The organism is Mesobacillus sp. (assembly GCF_047739415.1).
Taxonomy (GTDB): domain Bacteria; phylum Bacillota; class Bacilli; order Bacillales; family Cytobacillaceae; genus Mesobacillus.
In genome coordinates this window covers 1-16,061 of record NZ_JBIQOE010000281.1, presented here as the reverse complement: position 1 = coordinate 16,061, position 16,061 = coordinate 1, and the positions used below count along the sequence as shown (strand labels likewise).

Here is a 16,061-nt window from a genome sequence, read left to right as displayed (position 1 = left end):
TAATAGGAGGAACAAAATGAATAAGCAATTGAATTTTTGGTCATTCATCTTTTCAACAATCTTGGTTTTACTATTTTTTATAGTTTCCTTCACAGGGCCTATTGATTACACCATATTAGGCATGCATCCATTCGTTCTGCTTTTATATGTAACCTTGCTGACTTTTATAACAGGGCTTACAGGGATGGCAGGTATGCAAGATTGGAAGAGTATGGCCAGGAGTTTTTCGACGATCATCCTGACAATAGGGTTATCTGCATTTTTAGCTATCGTTATATTTTTTGGCAATTTATTAAGTTAGTGGTAGCACTTATACAGGCACAGGTGAGTTCCTCAGAAAATAAAATATACCAGCATTTAGCATCTTCGTGAAAGATTGCTTGTGTAATATAGATGAAATTGCTGGTCACATTGCCAATCTAACCAATTAGGCACCGACTCCTTCGCATTAAAGCTGGTCCTGAACAAATTTTTCATTGATGTGTCTAGATACAAGTTTCCACATGATACAAAATGGGTATAATAACCAACACACCCCTTATTGTCATGTTTTGGCATACATAATTTTGACGAACATAATTCAGGATGCATTCATTGCAACGAAAAAAAGTTTTTTGTATAATTAAAGTCAAATATAGTCAAAGTCAGATTGGGGGAGGTTTAGTGAGGAATATATCGGACATCATAGAACATCACCTTAAGCAGGTTTTAGAAATGAGCGATAAAGACATCGTTGAAATTAAGCGAAGTGAGATCGCCGATAAATTTCAGTGCGTGCCGTCCCAGATCAATTATGTCATCAATACAAGGTTCACGATTGAACGAGGCTATCTTGTTGAAAGTAAACGGGGTGGCGGCGGCTACATCCGTATCATCAAAGTCCAGGCTTATGATCATGCACATTTGATTGATGACTTACTGTCTTTGATTCAGATTCGAATTTCGCAAAGCAGCGCTGAGCATGTCATCTTCCGCCTAGTAGAGGAAGATGTAGTGACTGACCGCGAGGCAAAAATCATGCTGAGTGTGCTCGACAGGTCTGTCCTGTATATAGAGCTGCCGCAGCGTGATGAACTGCGTGCGAGAATGTTGAAGGCCATGCTGATGGCATTGAAGTATAAATAATATCAAAGCAGATAAAGAGGTGAGGGCATGATCTGCCAAGAGTGTAATCAAAGGCCGGCAACGCTGCACTTCACGAATTATTCAAATGGTGAAAAAACAGAATTGCACTTGTGTGAAATATGCGCACAAGAAAAAGGCGAACTGTTTATGATGAACAACGGCCCTGCTTTTTCTATCAATAGCTTACTTGCCGGATTATTGAATATGGAACCTGCTTTTCCGGAACAGAAAAAAGAATTTGAAGCTGAGCAAGTTGCCCAGTGCCCGCAATGTTCAATGACGTTTCCGCAGTTTGTGAAAGTAGGCCGGTTTGGCTGTGCGACTTGCTATGATGCTTTTCGCGAACAGTTGACCCCGATTGTAAGGAGGCTCCATAGTGGTAATTCCATGCATAATGGGAAAATCCCTAAAAGAGTCGGCGGGGACCTTCATGTAAGGAAGACAATCGATCAGCTTAAGCAAACTATGAAAAGCCTGATTTCTGCAGAGGAATTTGAAAAGGCTGCTGAGACAAGGGACCAGATCAGGGAACTTGAAAGGAAATTGTCAGCAGGTCAAGAGGGAGGGGAGTAGCCTTGTCATTGGAGAAGTTTATCAATCAGGCTGTCAGCTCCTGGATGAGTGATGATGGACCTGATTCAGATATCGTCCTTAGCTCTCGCATCCGTTTTGCAAGGAATCTTGATGAATATAACTTTCCGACGCTGTTCACCAATGGAGAGGCGGAAGCAGTGGTAGGTACGATCATGGAGCGTGCCAGTAATACATCAATAGCTGCCTTCGGTCAGTTGGAAATGATCAAAATGGATGAAATTCCGCCTTTGCAGAAAAGGGTGTTAGTTGAGAAGCATCTGATCAGTCCGAATCTGGCAGAAAACTCCGTTCATGGTGCAGTCCTACTATCTGAAAATGAAGAAGTGAGCATCATGATTAATGAGGAAGACCACATCAGGATTCAGTGTTTATTCCCTGGCTTCCAGCTAAGTGAAGCACTAAAGACTGCCAATGAGATCGATGACTGGCTTGAGGACTATGTCAATTATGCGTTTGATGAGAAGTTCGGCTATTTGACCAGTTGTCCTACTAATGTGGGTACTGGCCTGAGGGCATCGGTGATGATGCACCTGCCTGGTCTTGTTTTGACACAGCAAATGAACAGGATTGTCCCGGCGATTAACCAGCTTGGTTTGGTGGTAAGAGGTATTTACGGCGAGGGCAGTGAAGCGCTCGGCAATATTTTTCAAATCTCCAACCAAACTACACTTGGAAAATCGGAAGAGGACATCGTAGACGATTTAAAAAGTGTCGTAAGCCAGATTATATCTCAGGAAAGGTCAGCGCGGGAAGCATTAGCGAAGACTTCGAACATACAATTAGAAGACAGAGTGTTTCGATCATATGGGACACTTGTCAATAGCAGGATCATCGAAACGAAGGAAGCTGCCCGCTGCCTTTCTGATTTAAGGCTTGGAATAGATATGGGCTTTATAAAAAATATATCAAAATCGATACTGAATGAATTGATGATATTAACTCAGCTTGGGTTTTTGCAGCAATATGCGGGAGGACCATTAAGACCGAATGAACGGGATATCCGCAGGGCTGCTTTAATAAGAGAACGATTGAAAATGGAAACAAAAGACGAGTCAGGAGGATGATCTTATGATGTTTGGACGATTTACCGAGAGGGCACAAAAAGTATTGGCACTCGCACAGGAAGAGGCAATCCGCCTTGGACATAACAATATCGGTACAGAACACATCTTGCTTGGCCTTGTGCGTGAGGGAGAGGGCATTGCGGCAAAGGCGCTTTATGGACTAGGCCTTGGAGCGGAGAAAATCCAGAAGGAAGTTGAAAACTTGATTGGCCGCGGCCAGGAAACTTCCCAGACAATCCACTATACACCTAGAGCTAAAAAGGTCATCGAGCTTTCCATGGATGAGGCAAGGAAGTTGGGCCATTCCTATGTCGGCACAGAACATATCCTTCTCGGATTGATCCGTGAGGGAGAGGGCGTGGCTGCAAGAGTGCTGAACAACCTTGGTGTAAGCTTGAACAAAGCGCGCCAACAGGTTCTACAGCTGCTTGGAAGCAATGAAACTTCAGGACATCAGGGAGGCGGTACGGCTAACGCCAATACTCCTACACTTGATAGCCTTGCAAGAGACCTTACAGCTATCGCTAGGGAAGGCAGCCTTGATCCGGTCATCGGCCGTGCTAAGGAAATCCAACGTGTCATTGAAGTGTTAAGCCGCCGGACGAAGAACAACCCTGTATTAATCGGGGAGCCTGGTGTAGGTAAAACAGCGATTGCTGAAGGATTGGCACAGCAAATTGTGAATAACGAGGTACCGGAAATCCTCCGTGACAAGCGAGTCATGACTCTTGATATGGGAACTGTTGTTGCGGGAACAAAGTACCGCGGTGAATTTGAGGACCGTCTGAAAAAAGTAATGGATGAAATTCGCCAGGCCGGAAATATCATTCTTTTCATCGATGAGCTTCATACACTGATCGGTGCCGGCGGAGCAGAGGGTGCGATTGACGCGTCCAATATCCTGAAGCCTTCATTGGCTCGTGGCGAACTTCAGTGTATCGGTGCGACAACACTTGATGAATACCGCAAATACATCGAAAAAGACGCTGCGCTAGAACGACGTTTCCAGCCGATTACTGTTGATGAGCCAACTGCGGAAGAGTCAGTACAAATTTTGAAGGGGCTTCGTGACCGCTATGAAGCTCACCACCGAGTATCAATTACAGATGAGGCAATTGATGCGGCAGTAAAATTATCTGATCGCTACATCTCCGACCGTTTCTTGCCGGATAAAGCGATTGACTTAATTGATGAAGCTGGTTCGAAGGTTCGCCTGCGCTCTTATACCACTCCGCCAAACCTTAAGGAGCTTGAGGTGAAGCTAGAGGAAGTACGCAAGGAGAAGGATGCTTCTGTACAAAGCCAGGAGTTTGAGAAGGCTGCTTCATTAAGAGATACAGAACAGCGTCTTCGTGAACAGCTAGAAAATACGAAGAAGTCATGGAAAGAAAAGCAGGGCAAGGAAAACAGTGAGGTGACAGTGGAAGACATCGCACATGTGGTGTCCAGCTGGACGAATATCCCTGTTTCTAAGCTCGCGCAAACAGAAACAGATAAACTGCTGAACCTGGAGGAAATCCTTCACTCACGTGTCATCGGCCAGGATGAAGCTGTTAAGGCAGTTTCCAAGGCAGTAAGACGTGCACGTGCAGGCTTGAAGGACCCGAAACGTCCAATCGGTTCATTCATCTTCCTTGGACCAACAGGTGTTGGTAAAACGGAATTGGCAAGAGCCTTGGCAGAGTCCATGTTTGGCGATGAAGATGCGATGATTCGCGTTGATATGTCCGAGTACATGGAGAAGCATTCGACATCACGTCTTGTCGGTTCACCTCCAGGATATGTGGGATATGATGAAGGCGGCCAACTGACTGAAAAGGTCCGCAGAAAGCCATATTCCGTCATCCTGCTGGATGAAATTGAAAAAGCTCATCCAGATGTGTTCAACATTTTGCTGCAGGTCTTAGAAGATGGCCGATTGACTGACTCCAAGGGCCGGACAGTAGATTTCCGCAATACAATCATGATCCTGACATCCAATGTCGGAGCTGAGGCGTTGAAGCGGAATAAATATGTTGGTTTCAATATCCAGGATGGCGAACAGGATTACAAAGATATGAAGGGTAAAGTGATGGAAGAACTGAAAAAGGCGTTCCGTCCTGAATTCCTGAACCGTATCGATGAAATCATCGTCTTCCATGCGCTTGAAAAGCCACATCTGAAAGAAATCGTGACATTGATGTCTGACCAGCTTGTGAAGCGTTTGAGTGAACAGGAAATCACGCTTGAGCTGACAGAAGCGGCAAAAGAGAAGATTTCCGAGGAAGGCTACGATCCGGAATACGGCGCACGTCCGTTACGCAGGGCGATCCAAAAGCATATCGAAGACCAGCTATCTGAAGAATTGCTCAAAGGAACTGTCCTCACTGGACAAAATGTCGTCATTGATGTTGAAAATGGCGAGTTCGTCGTCAAGACTCCAGAAGGATCGGCAAAAGCTTAAAATGGCTTAACATGTTATCAAAAGGGGTATACGTACTAAATACGTGTACCCCTTTTTTTCTAAAAAATCTTTTTGCCGTCATTTAGTTTCACAAATTTATTTTCACTATCCCTCGTAAGAGCCCCGGTGCCTATTTAGGTTGCTAAAATGTTTGGCAAGAAAACAGCCTTTCTAAAAAAAAGTTAGAATTGCGGCATCTGGATATGAACATAATTTAATTGAAGAAGTAAGTAAGCATGTTGATTCAATGACCTCAAATAAACCTTGTAGAAAAAATTACATAGGTACTTCAGTCGCTATCATTTCTTTTATTACTTGTTTGGCTTTATTATAAAGATAATAACTTTTTTTATTGAGAGGCTAAGAAAATGGCAAAAAGAAAAACAAAATTCATGTGCCAGGAATGCGGCTATGAATCTCCAAAATGGATGGGGAAATGTCCGGGATGCGGGCAATGGAATAAGATGGTCGAGGAAGTGGAAAGCACTGGCTCGACAAGAAGAGGAGCTTTTGCCAACACAGGGAATACGGGTGTTGCCGCGAAGGCCACTCCAATCACCAGTATTGAAACAGTCAGTGAGCCGCGGATTACGACAGACTTGAATGAGTTGAACCGCGTACTTGGCGGGGGCGTTGTCAGGGGATCGCTTGTGTTGATTGGCGGGGACCCTGGTATTGGTAAATCGACACTATTGCTTCAGGTATCTTATCAGCTGGCAAAAAAGGCTCATTCAGTCCTTTATATTTCAGGTGAGGAATCGATGAGGCAAACGAAGCTGCGCGCAGACCGCCTAGGGGTAATGTCCGATAACCTGCTTGTTTATTCGGAAACAAATCTTCAAGAAATCAGCCTGACAATTGAAAATACCAATCCGGATTTTGTCATTGTCGACTCAATCCAAACCATTTTCCACCCGGAAGTGACCTCTGCACCGGGGAGCGTGTCACAGGTAAGGGAATGTACAGCTGAGTTAATGAGGATTGGGAAAACAAAGGGAATCGCGATTTTTATCGTTGGCCATGTCACAAAGGAAGGCTCTATCGCCGGACCAAGACTGCTAGAGCATATGGTCGATACAGTTCTATATTTTGAAGGGGAAAGGCACCATACGTACAGAATCCTCCGGGCTGTCAAAAACCGTTTCGGCTCCACGAATGAAATGGGTATTTTCGAGATGAAGGAAATGGGTCTTGAAGAAGTGGCAAACCCCTCGGAAATTTTTTTAGAGGAAAGATCCCAGGGAGCTTCAGGTTCAACGGTTGTGGCCTCGATGGAAGGAACACGGCCAGTATTGGTTGAAATCCAGGCGTTGATCTCGCCAACAAGCTTCGGGAATCCAAGGCGGATGGCTACCGGAATCGACCATAACCGCGTGTCGCTGCTGATGGCGGTGCTGGAGAAGCGTGTCGGGTTGCTGCTGGCTAACCAGGATGCATATTTGAAGGTCGCCGGCGGAGTGAAGCTGGATGAACCGGCAATCGATCTTGCGGTGGCTGTTAGCATTGCTTCAAGCTTCAGGGATAAACCGACCCGCGCTACTGATTGTATCATTGGCGAGGTGGGTCTGACTGGGGAAGTAAGGAGAGTCTCGAGGATTGAACAGCGCGTCCAGGAAGCGGCGAAGCTTGGCTTTGAAAGAATTATTTTACCGGAGAATAATCTTGGCGGATGGACTCCTCCACGGGGTGTTGAGCTTATCGGGGTATCATCTGTCAGCCATGCATTAAAAGTCACCTTGGGAGGTTGATGGATTGGAACACAAAGAGCTTGAAGAAAAAGGGTTAGGTGAAATCCTTCAATTTATCGCTCCAGGTACGCCTCTAAGGGATGGAATCGATAATGTGCTCCGGGCCAAGACAGGTGGATTAATTGTGTTTGGATACAATGAGAAAGTGAAAAACCTGGTCGACGGCGGTTTTGAGATCAACTGCAGGTTCAGTCCCAGCTATCTCTATGAACTGGCGAAGATGGATGGCGCAATCATCCTGAATGAGACGGGAAGCAAAATCTTATTCGCCAACGCCCAGTTAGCTCCTGATACGGGAGTACCCTCTACTGAGACAGGGATGAGGCACAGGACAGCGGAACGTGTAGCAAGGCAGACGAAGGCACTCGTTATCGCAATTTCCCAGCGAAGGAATGTCATTACCCTGTACCAGGGACACCTTCGCTATGCCTTGAAGGAAATCGGTGTCATCTTGACGAAGGCGAACCAGGCAATCCAGACGCTGGAAAAGTATAAAGTCGTCCTTGAACAAAGCATTACCAATCTGGGAATCCTCGAATTTGAGGACCTTGTTACCTATAATGATTTGCTTCAGGTTATCCATCGTTTTGAAATGGTACTAAGGATCAAGACAGAGCTATTGACATATTTGAGTGAGCTCGGACTCGAAGGCCGGCTGATCCGGCTGCAAATGCAGGAACTATTATCTGAAATGGAAAAAGAAGCATTGCTTGTCATCAAAGATTATTCAGCAGAATCAGAAGTGAAGGCAGAAGAAGTGATGGCTCGTTTCCAGGAGCTTTCAAAGGCCGGTGTCATCGAGGATTCTACCATCCTTAAGCTTCTCGGGCATCAGGGATATGTGCATATGGATGAATTCATCTGTCCTCGAGGATATCGGATGCTGAATAAAATCCCGCGGCTGCCAATGATCATTACTGAGAATTTGATTAAACGTTTCAGCAAATTCAAGAATATGATTTCAGCTTCCGTTGAAGAACTCGATGATGTAGAGGGCATTGGCGAAGTAAGAGCCCGGAAAATCAAAGAAGGCTTTAAACTTATCAGGGACCAGCTGATGGCGGACCGCCAAATGTAATCCCAAACATTGGCGGCCTGCTTTTAATTGACACATGCATGCCCCGATGCTACTTTAAAGATGAGATTTACTCCTATAGAGATTATGGCAATCTTGCTGTATTTTTGTCATTTTAATTGTACAAAATACGTAACCTTTGCCAGGGTAAATTCGTATAATCATTTGGGTGTTTATATTTAAAGAAAATGTTTTCATTACGAGGGTTTCAAAATTTGGAAGTTGTTTATAATGAGTAAAAGGAGGTGAAAGGATGTTAAGACGTATCATTCAAGCCTGCTTCCTGATCATTGGGGGAACGCTTGGTATATTCTTAATTCCTGATTTATTATCGTTAATGAACGCGGGAGACATGACTCTCATCAATAATCCTTATGTTACTGCTGTTTTGGGCGCACTTATTTTTTATCTTCTTACTTTTTGGGCCGTAGATCCTGTGACCAATTTTGTGAAGTGGGCTGAAGAGTCGCTGATAAAGGCACCAATTACAGATGTCCTCTTTGGCAGTGTCGGCCTTTTCTTTGGTTTGCTGGTGGCATTTTTAGTAGGATTTGCGCTTAATGCAATCCAGGTGCCTGTTGTGAATACAGTCGCACCGACACTTCTGACACTTTTATTTGGATATCTTGGATTCCAGGTCGGTTTCAAGAAGCGTGATGAACTGCTTGGTTTATTTTCAAGGTCAAAGAAGAAGGGCACTGAAGAAGAAGCCGATAAAGAAAAAGAAACTCGTGCAAGAGAGTGGAAGATACTCGATACAAGTGTGATTATTGATGGCAGGGTTGCTGATATTTGCCAGACTGGATTCCTTGAAGGCACCATCGTAATCCCGCAGTTTGTCCTCGAAGAATTACAACATATCGCTGATTCTTCTGACGTGTTGAAGCGCAATCGCGGACGACGCGGATTGGACATCCTTAACCGTATTCAAAAGGAACTTAAGATTAAGGTTGAAATTTATGAAGGCGATTTTGATGACATCCAGGAAGTTGACAGCAAGCTTGTAAAGCTGGCAAAGCTAACAAATGGTGTTGTCGTCACGAACGATTTCAACCTGAACAAAGTATGTGAATTGCAGAAGGTTGCCGTGCTGAATATCAATGACCTGGCAAATGCGGTAAAACCAGTTGTCCTTCCTGGAGAAGAATTAAGCATCCAGGTTATCAAGGATGGCAAGGAACATAATCAGGGCATTGCGTACCTTGATGATGGCACAATGATCGTAGTCGAAGAAGGCCGCGATTATATCGGAAAGCGTATCGATGTTCTTGTAACAAGTGTGCTGCAAACATCAGCTGGCAGGATGATTTTCGCTAAGCCGAAGCTATTGGAAAAAAGTATAATCAGTTGATCCATCCCCGGATGGACCAAGCCTTTATGGGCAGTTGATTCCCGCTTCCTTCATTGATTCCTTGAAGGCGTGAAGCAGGGCCTCGACTGCCCGTTTATATGTGATTTATTTTGAGAGTTTTTTACAATGAATGTTGAAACGAGCAGAAAAAATGATAGGAGTTTTCTTTATGCCTTATCAGGTCATTATTCCGGCTGCGGGTCAGGGAAAGAGAATGGGAGCAGGAAAAAACAAGTTGCTGCTTACTTTGGAAGGTGTCCCGATTCTCGTCCATACACTTAGGGTGTTTGAAGCAGATGCTGAATGCTCAGGCATCATTCTCGCCATCAACCCGAGTGATGAGCAAGAGTTTAAGTCTTTATTGAAAGAGTATGGTATACATAAAGTATCTTCGCTTGTCACTGGCGGCAAGGAACGACAGGACAGTGTTTATAACGGGCTGATGGCAGTCCATTCCCTGGATGGGATCGTGCTGGTACATGATGCTGCCCGTCCATTCATCAGAATAGAAACCATCCACAATCTCGTAGAGGCCGCAAGCAAGGATGGCGGGGCAATCGTGGCTGTTCCTGTTAAAGATACAATCAAGAAAGCGGCCAACAATATGGTAGCCGAAACAGTTGAGCGTTCAAGCTTGTGGGCAGTCCAGACGCCTCAGGCTTTCCGTGCTGCCGTATTGCTTGAGGCCCATAACAAGGCAATGAGGGAACAATTCATCGGTACAGATGAATCAAGCCTTGTCGAACGGATCCCACATCGTGTCACCATCATTGAAGGGGACTATGATAATATTAAGCTGACAACACCAGAAGATTTATATTTTGCCGAAGCGATTCTGCGCAAGCGGAAGGAATCCGGTGTTTAATAGAGTATATAAACCCAGCAATTTTAAAAGGAGTAATTCATTATGTTTCGTATTGGACAAGGTTTCGATGTACATCAATTGACCGAGGGCAGGCCGCTGATCATTGGCGGGATCACGATTCCATATGAAAAGGGGCTTCTTGGCCACTCTGATGCCGATGTGCTTTTACATACGGTAGCTGATGCATGCCTTGGAGCAATCGGCGAAGGAGACATCGGCAGACATTTCCCGGATACTGATCCTGAATTCAAGGACGCTGATTCAGCTAAATTGCTTGAACATGTATGGAAGATTGTGAAGGATAAAGGATACGAGCTTGTTAACATTGACTGCACGATTATCGCACAGCAGCCTAAGATGGCACCGCATATCGAAGCCATGCGTGAAAGGATTGCAGGCTTATTGGAAGGCGCCCCTGACCAGGTGAACGTCAAGGCGACAACAACAGAAAAGCTTGGTTTCCCGGGGCGGGGAGAAGGTATCGCTTCCCAGGCAACCGTGTTGTTAAAGCAGACTGAGAAATAAATCGCAGGCAGCTTGATAAGCCACTTCCGCTTTATATATTGATAGTGATACAATAATGAACAGCTATATTAGAGGAGGATTCACTATGTCATCAGATATCCGGGTGCGCTACGCTCCGAGTCCGACTGGACATCTACATATCGGGAATGCCCGTACAGCACTATTCAACTATCTATTCGCACGGAACAGAGGCGGAAAGTTCATTATCCGCATTGAAGATACAGATAAAAAACGCAATATAGAAGGCGGAGAGCAAAGCCAGTTGAAGTACCTTCAGTGGCTTGGAATCGACTGGGATGAGAGTGTCGATGTTGGCGGCGATTATGGACCGTATCGCCAATCAGAACGAAACCACATATATGAAAAGTACAATCAGGAGCTTTTGGAAAAAGGCTTTGCCTATAAGTGTTATTGCACAGAGGAAGAGCTGGAGGCTGAGCGCGAGGAGCAGTCTGCACGCAATGAAACTCCTCAATACTCAGGACGCTGCCGCAATCTTACAGCAGAACAGAAGGAACAGTTTGAAAAAGAAGGTCGTCAGCCGAGCCTTCGTTTCAAGGTGCCTGCAGGCAAAATCCTTAAATTTGATGATATGGTAAAAGGTGAGGTTAGCTTTGAGTCCGACGGGATGGGTGATTATGTCATCGTCAAGAAAGATGGCACGCCTACTTATAACTATGCAGTTGTCATCGACGACCATTTGATGAAGATTTCCCACGTACTTCGCGGGGATGACCACATTTCCAATACACCGAAGCAGCTTGTGATTTACGAAGCGTTTGGCTGGGAGCCTCCGGTATTTGGCCATATGACGTTGATCGTCAATGAAAGCCGCAAGAAGCTGAGCAAGCGTGACGAATCAATCATCCAGTTTATCGAGCAGTATGAAGAGCTCGGTTATCTGCCAGAGGCTTTGTTCAACTTCATCACGCTGCTTGGATGGTCACCAGCAGGGGAAGAAGAGATTTACTCTAAGGATGAATTCATCGAGATTTTTGATCCGGCAAGACTTTCAAAATCTCCTGCGCTTTTTGACCAGCAGAAGCTTGCCTGGATGAACAATCAATATATGAAAAAAGCTGATCTTGACCGTGTTGTCGAGCTAGCACTGCCGCATCTTGTTAAAGCTGGAAAGGTCAGCGAGAATCGTACAGAGGCTGAGGATGCCTGGGTTCGAGGCCTCATTTCCCTGTATCATGATAAGATGAGCTTCGGAGCGGAAATCGTCGAGATGTCTGATTTATTTTTCCGCGATGAGGTAAACTATGATGAAGAAGCAAAAGAGGTCCTTGCAGGTGAACAGGTTCCAGAAGTGCTGAATGCCTTCCTTGCTGAGATCGATAAGCTTGAAGAGTTCAAGGCTGATGGAATCAAAGCAGCGGTCAAGGCGGTTCAAAAAGGAACTGGGCATAAAGGCCAGAAGCTGTTCATGCCAATCCGTGCGGCTGCCACAGGGCAAACACATGGACCAGATCTGATGCTTGCAATGGAACTGATCGGCAAAGAAAAAGTGAAGGAAAGAGTCCAGAATCTTTTGGGCTAATAACTTTTTTAAGCTTTTTTAGTTAACAGAAATTCAAAAATGTAATATAGTAAGAGTAATTCTATATAACCAAAGTGTTGAAGAGGAAAAGTAGAAGAATGACGCTTTTTAGAGAGAACCATCACCGGCTGAAAGTGGTTCAGGCCTCTCATTTTTTGAAATGCGCCTCGGAGTCCCTATGCAAAAAGGCAAACAGTGCCTGAGTAGTATCGGGCGGGTCCTCCCGTTAACAGGTGAAAGTTGAGGCTTTTGCTTAAGATGGCCTAAACAGAGTGGAACCGCGCATATCAAGCGTCTCTGTCGTATACGACAGGGGCGCTTTTTTATATGGAATAGTTCATTTTCGGGAGTGAATCCAGGTTTTAAGGAAATCCGAAAGAGAAGAAAATCCCTGGTGACCGTAACATCCCAATTTTGGCTTTATGGGTGCTCACTACTGAGCAAAAGTGAAATAAAAATTTATTAAGAAGGAGGATTACACCATGTTTAAGATGATGAAGGAAGACATAGATGTTGTTTTTGATCAGGATCCTTCTGCCAGGAGCGTGCTGGAAGTGGTTTTGACATACGCAGGCCTGCATGCGATATGGTCCCATCGTTTGGCACATGCTTTCTACAAGCGGAAGTTTTATTTTATCGCAAGGGCCATTTCGCAAATCAGCCGTTTTTTCACGGGGGTAGAAATCCATCCGGGAGCCAAGATTGGCAGACGTTTTTTCATCGACCATGGAATGGGGGTCGTCATTGGTGAAACGTGTGAGATTGGTGATAATGTGACTGTGTTCCAGGGAGTGACCCTGGGCGGTACTGGCAAAGAAAAGGGAAAACGCCACCCAACTGTCAATGACAATGCGCTGATTGCCACCGGGGCGAAGGTTTTAGGTTCAATCACGATTGGGGAGAATTCTAAGGTGGGCGCCGGGTCGGTTGTCCTGAAGGATGTACCTCCAAACTCCACGGTTGTTGGCATCCCTGGAAAAATCGTCATCCAGGACGGTGTAAGAGTCAAGAAGGACTTTAACCATCGCGATTTGCCTGATCCTGTTGCAGATCGATGCAAGGAAATCGAAATGGAATTGGTTAAATTGAAAAAAGAACTAGAATTAGTCAAATTACATGAAGAACTTGAAGTTGCGAAGCAAGGAAGGGGCATGGAAAATGGGAATTAAAATCTATAATACACTTACTCGTAACAAGGAAGAGTTTATCCCTTTAGAAGAGGGAAAAGTGAAAATGTATGTTTGCGGTCCTACCGTCTATAACTATATTCACATCGGAAATGCCCGCCCGGCCATCGTTTTTGATACGGTCCGCCGCTATCTTGAGTTCCGCGGCTATGATGTAAATTATGTTTCGAACTTCACCGATGTCGATGACAAACTGATCAAAGCAGCAAATGAACTCGGGGAGGATGTACCGACAATCGCGCAACGATTCATCGATGCTTACTTTGAGGATGTTCATGCACTTGGCTGCAAGACAGCTGACGCTCACCCAAGGGTGACGGAAACAATGGATTTGATTATCGACTTTATCAGCGCACTGATTGACAAGGGCTTTGCCTATGAATCAGGCGGAGATGTGTACTACCGCACGAGAGAATTCAAAGAATACGGCAAGCTTTCCCATCAATCCATTGAAGAGCTGAAGGTTGGAGCAAGGATTCAGGTTGGGGAAAAGAAACAGGATGCGCTTGACTTCGTGCTTTGGAAGTCGGCAAAGGAAGGCGAGATTTCCTGGGATAGTCCTTGGGGCAAAGGCCGTCCAGGCTGGCATATTGAGTGCTCTGCGATGGCCCGCGAATATCTTGGAGATACGATCGATATCCATGCTGGCGGACAGGATTTGGCCTTCCCGCACCATGAAAATGAAATCGCCCAGTCAGAGGCGTTGACAGGCCAGACATTTGCCCGCTACTGGATGCATAATGGATACATCAATATTGATAATGAAAAGATGTCCAAGTCGCTTGGCAATTTTGTCACAGTTCATGACATCATTAAGCATGTTGATCCACAGGTATTAAGATTTTTCATGATTTCAGTTCATTACCGGAATCCGATCAATTACAGCCAGGAGCTGCTTGAAAAGACAAAGGCAGCTTTCGAGCGCTTGAAAACATCTTACCAAAATCTGAAGCACCGACTCGGAGCAAGCGCTAACCTTACTGATGACAACCAGGAATGGCTGGATAAAATCGCCGGTCTTCGTGAGCAGTTTATCAAAGATATGGATGATGACTTCAATACCGCAAATGGCGTATCCACCCTGTTTGAACTCTCGAAGCTATCCAATCTGTATTTGATGGAGAAGAACACTTCCGAGGAAGTAATTAACGCATTCATGAAGGAATTCGAGATTTTGTTTGGCGTTCTCGGTCTGTCGCTTAAAGATGAGGAATTGCTTGATGAAGAAATCGAAGCCTTGATCGAAAAAAGAACGCAGGCTCGCAAGGACAGGAATTTCCAGCTGGCAGATGAGATCCGTGACCAGTTGAAGGAAATGAATATCATCATCGAAGACACTCCGCAAGGCATCAGATGGAAAAGAGGCTAAATGATGCTGCATTATGAACAAAAAGTAGATGAAAAACAATTGAATAGCCTGGCGCTTGCTTACATGGGTGATGCCGTATATGAACTGTATGTACGTCATCACCTGCTGCAAAGCGGCAAGGTTCGGCCAAACAAACTGCATAAAGAAGCGACCGCCTATGTATCGGCAAAATCGCAGGCGAAATACCTCCACAAGCTGATCGAAATGGAGAAGCTGTCCGAAGCGGAAATTACGATTGTAAAAAGGGGCCGGAATGCGAAGTCAGGATCCGTACCGAGAAACACCGATGTGCAAACTTACCGGTACAGCACAGCATTTGAGGCATTGATCGGTTCATTGTATCTGGCAGGCAATGAGAAACGGATCGAAGAACTGATTACCACAATATTTGCACTTGCTGAAGAATAGAAGGGAGGAAAGATTCCATGAGCCAGAAGCAGCAACATAAACAGAACCGGAATAGGCAAAAAACAGTTGATGACCAGGGGCGGAAACCAGCTCGGAACCAGGCGCAAAGACAGGATGATAAACCAAAGAACAGACCAGCCAGAGGCCAGGATCAGAAACATGAGGCAAGGCGTGATCAGAAACATGAGCCAAGACGTGACCAGAAAAACGAGCAAAGGCGCGACCGGAAACATGAGCCAAGGCGCGAGCAGAAACACGGACAAAAACCTGACCAACTTCAAGAACAAAACGAAAACCAGGATTACATAATCGGAAAAAACCCGGTAATCGAAGCCTTGAAATCGGAACGGGACATTAACAAAATTCTGATTGCGGAGGGCTCCCAGAGCGGACAGATGCAACAGGTAATCGGGATGGCGAAGGAAGCCAATGTCATCGTCCAATTCGTCCCGAAAAAGAAAATCGACCAGCTTGCGGATGGAAATCACCAGGGTGTCATCGCCCAGGTGGCAGCCTATGAATATGCAGAGATCGATGATTTGTTCGCGGCAGCAGAAAAGAAAAATGAGGCTCCTTTCTTTTTGCTCCTTGATGAAATTGAGGATCCCCACAATCTTGGTTCTATCATGAGGACAGCTGATGCCTCCGGAGCTCACGGGATTATCATTCCTAAAAGAAGAGCTGTTGGGCTGACAACAACAGTTGCAAAATTATCAACCGGTGCCATCGAATATATTCCGGTTGCGAGAGTCACGAATATGGCG

At 45.3% G+C, this 16,061-nt stretch carries 15 protein-coding genes and 1 other annotated feature; all 15 genes read left to right on the top strand.

The window, feature by feature from the left end:
• Positions 1-16: 16 nt before the first annotated feature.
• Positions 17-301: a hypothetical protein gene (locus ACH0QE_RS22240; protein ID WP_415802618.1), complete on the top strand. Its 285-nt coding sequence runs from the start codon at positions 17-19 to the stop codon at positions 299-301.
• A gap of 362 nt (positions 302-663) precedes the next feature.
• On the top strand, positions 664-1,125 hold the full coding sequence (locus ACH0QE_RS22235; RefSeq protein ID WP_415802617.1) for a CtsR family transcriptional regulator: 462 nt from the start codon (positions 664-666) through the stop codon (positions 1,123-1,125).
• 27 nt (positions 1,126-1,152) lie between these two features.
• Positions 1,153-1,698: a UvrB/UvrC motif-containing protein gene (locus tag ACH0QE_RS22230; protein ID WP_415802616.1), complete on the top strand. Its 546-nt coding sequence runs from the start codon at positions 1,153-1,155 to the stop codon at positions 1,696-1,698.
• Positions 1,699-1,700: 2 nt separating this feature from the next.
• Entirely contained in the window at positions 1,701-2,783 is a 1,083-nt protein-coding gene (locus ACH0QE_RS22225; RefSeq protein ID WP_415802615.1) for a protein arginine kinase, read from the top strand.
• A 4-nt stretch (positions 2,784-2,787) separates the two neighbouring features.
• Positions 2,788-5,226, top strand: a complete 2,439-nt coding sequence (gene clpC / locus ACH0QE_RS22220; protein WP_415802614.1) for an ATP-dependent protease ATP-binding subunit ClpC — start codon at positions 2,788-2,790, stop codon at positions 5,224-5,226.
• A gap of 368 nt (positions 5,227-5,594) precedes the next feature.
• Complete coding sequence (gene radA, locus ACH0QE_RS22215) at positions 5,595-6,974, top strand: DNA repair protein RadA (RefSeq protein WP_415802613.1); 1,380 nt, start codon at positions 5,595-5,597, stop codon at positions 6,972-6,974.
• Positions 6,975-6,978: 4 nt separating this feature from the next.
• On the top strand, positions 6,979-8,052 hold the full coding sequence (disA, locus tag ACH0QE_RS22210) for a DNA integrity scanning diadenylate cyclase DisA (RefSeq protein WP_041966547.1): 1,074 nt from the start codon (positions 6,979-6,981) through the stop codon (positions 8,050-8,052).
• A gap of 250 nt (positions 8,053-8,302) precedes the next feature.
• Positions 8,303-9,400, top strand: a complete 1,098-nt coding sequence (locus ACH0QE_RS22205) for a PIN/TRAM domain-containing protein (protein ID WP_415802611.1) — start codon at positions 8,303-8,305, stop codon at positions 9,398-9,400.
• Between the two features lie 169 nt (positions 9,401-9,569).
• The gene (gene ispD / locus ACH0QE_RS22200) at positions 9,570-10,265 is read left to right on the top strand and encodes a 2-C-methyl-D-erythritol 4-phosphate cytidylyltransferase (protein ID WP_415802608.1); all 696 of its coding nucleotides are present in this window, start codon (positions 9,570-9,572) and stop codon (positions 10,263-10,265) included.
• Between the two features lie 42 nt (positions 10,266-10,307).
• Positions 10,308-10,790, top strand: coding sequence for a 2-C-methyl-D-erythritol 2,4-cyclodiphosphate synthase (ispF, locus tag ACH0QE_RS22195; RefSeq protein ID WP_041966543.1), 483 nt, complete (start codon positions 10,308-10,310; stop codon positions 10,788-10,790).
• Between the two features lie 85 nt (positions 10,791-10,875).
• Positions 10,876-12,333 carry a glutamate--tRNA ligase gene (gene gltX / locus ACH0QE_RS22190; protein ID WP_415802607.1) on the top strand — a complete coding sequence of 486 codons (1,458 nt, stop codon included), beginning with the start codon at positions 10,876-10,878 and terminating at the stop codon, positions 12,331-12,333.
• A gap of 68 nt (positions 12,334-12,401) precedes the next feature.
• Positions 12,402-12,635 (top strand) — a binding site (T-box leader).
• 180 nt (positions 12,636-12,815) lie between these two features.
• Positions 12,816-13,502 (top strand): serine O-acetyltransferase, encoded by a 687-nt coding sequence (cysE, locus tag ACH0QE_RS22185; protein WP_415802606.1) that lies wholly within the window; start codon positions 12,816-12,818, stop codon positions 13,500-13,502.
• The gene (gene cysS / locus ACH0QE_RS22180; protein ID WP_415802605.1) at positions 13,492-14,889 is read left to right on the top strand and encodes a cysteine--tRNA ligase; all 1,398 of its coding nucleotides are present in this window, start codon (positions 13,492-13,494) and stop codon (positions 14,887-14,889) included. The genes cysE and cysS overlap by 11 nt, the downstream gene beginning before the upstream one ends.
• 3 nt (positions 14,890-14,892) lie before the next feature.
• Complete coding sequence (locus ACH0QE_RS22175; RefSeq protein WP_415802619.1) at positions 14,893-15,297, top strand: Mini-ribonuclease 3; 405 nt, start codon at positions 14,893-14,895, stop codon at positions 15,295-15,297.
• Between the two features lie 17 nt (positions 15,298-15,314).
• Positions 15,315-16,061: TrmH family RNA methyltransferase (locus ACH0QE_RS22170; protein WP_415802604.1), on the top strand; the 747-nt coding region annotated here is incomplete at its 3' end.

Bases quoted from the DNA above. Each gene is read 5' to 3' on its own strand.
- cysS (WP_415802605.1), top strand. From the start codon at position 13,492: ATGGGAATTAAAATCTATAATACACTTACTCGTAACAAGGAAGAGTTT.
- cysE (WP_415802606.1), top strand. From the start codon at position 12,816: ATGTTTAAGATGATGAAGGAAGACATAGATGTTGTTTTTGATCAGGAT.
- ispF (WP_041966543.1), top strand. From the start codon at position 10,308: ATGTTTCGTATTGGACAAGGTTTCGATGTACATCAATTGACCGAGGGC.
- ispD (WP_415802608.1), top strand. From the start codon at position 9,570: ATGCCTTATCAGGTCATTATTCCGGCTGCGGGTCAGGGAAAGAGAATG.
- radA (WP_415802613.1), top strand. From the start codon at position 5,595: ATGGCAAAAAGAAAAACAAAATTCATGTGCCAGGAATGCGGCTATGAA.
- ACH0QE_RS22175 (WP_415802619.1), top strand. From the start codon at position 14,893: ATGCTGCATTATGAACAAAAAGTAGATGAAAAACAATTGAATAGCCTG.
- gltX (WP_415802607.1), top strand. From the start codon at position 10,876: ATGTCATCAGATATCCGGGTGCGCTACGCTCCGAGTCCGACTGGACAT.
- ACH0QE_RS22205 (WP_415802611.1), top strand. From the start codon at position 8,303: ATGTTAAGACGTATCATTCAAGCCTGCTTCCTGATCATTGGGGGAACG.
- clpC (WP_415802614.1), top strand. From the start codon at position 2,788: ATGATGTTTGGACGATTTACCGAGAGGGCACAAAAAGTATTGGCACTC.
- ACH0QE_RS22240 (WP_415802618.1), top strand. From the start codon at position 17: ATGAATAAGCAATTGAATTTTTGGTCATTCATCTTTTCAACAATCTTG.
- ACH0QE_RS22230 (WP_415802616.1), top strand. From the start codon at position 1,153: ATGATCTGCCAAGAGTGTAATCAAAGGCCGGCAACGCTGCACTTCACG.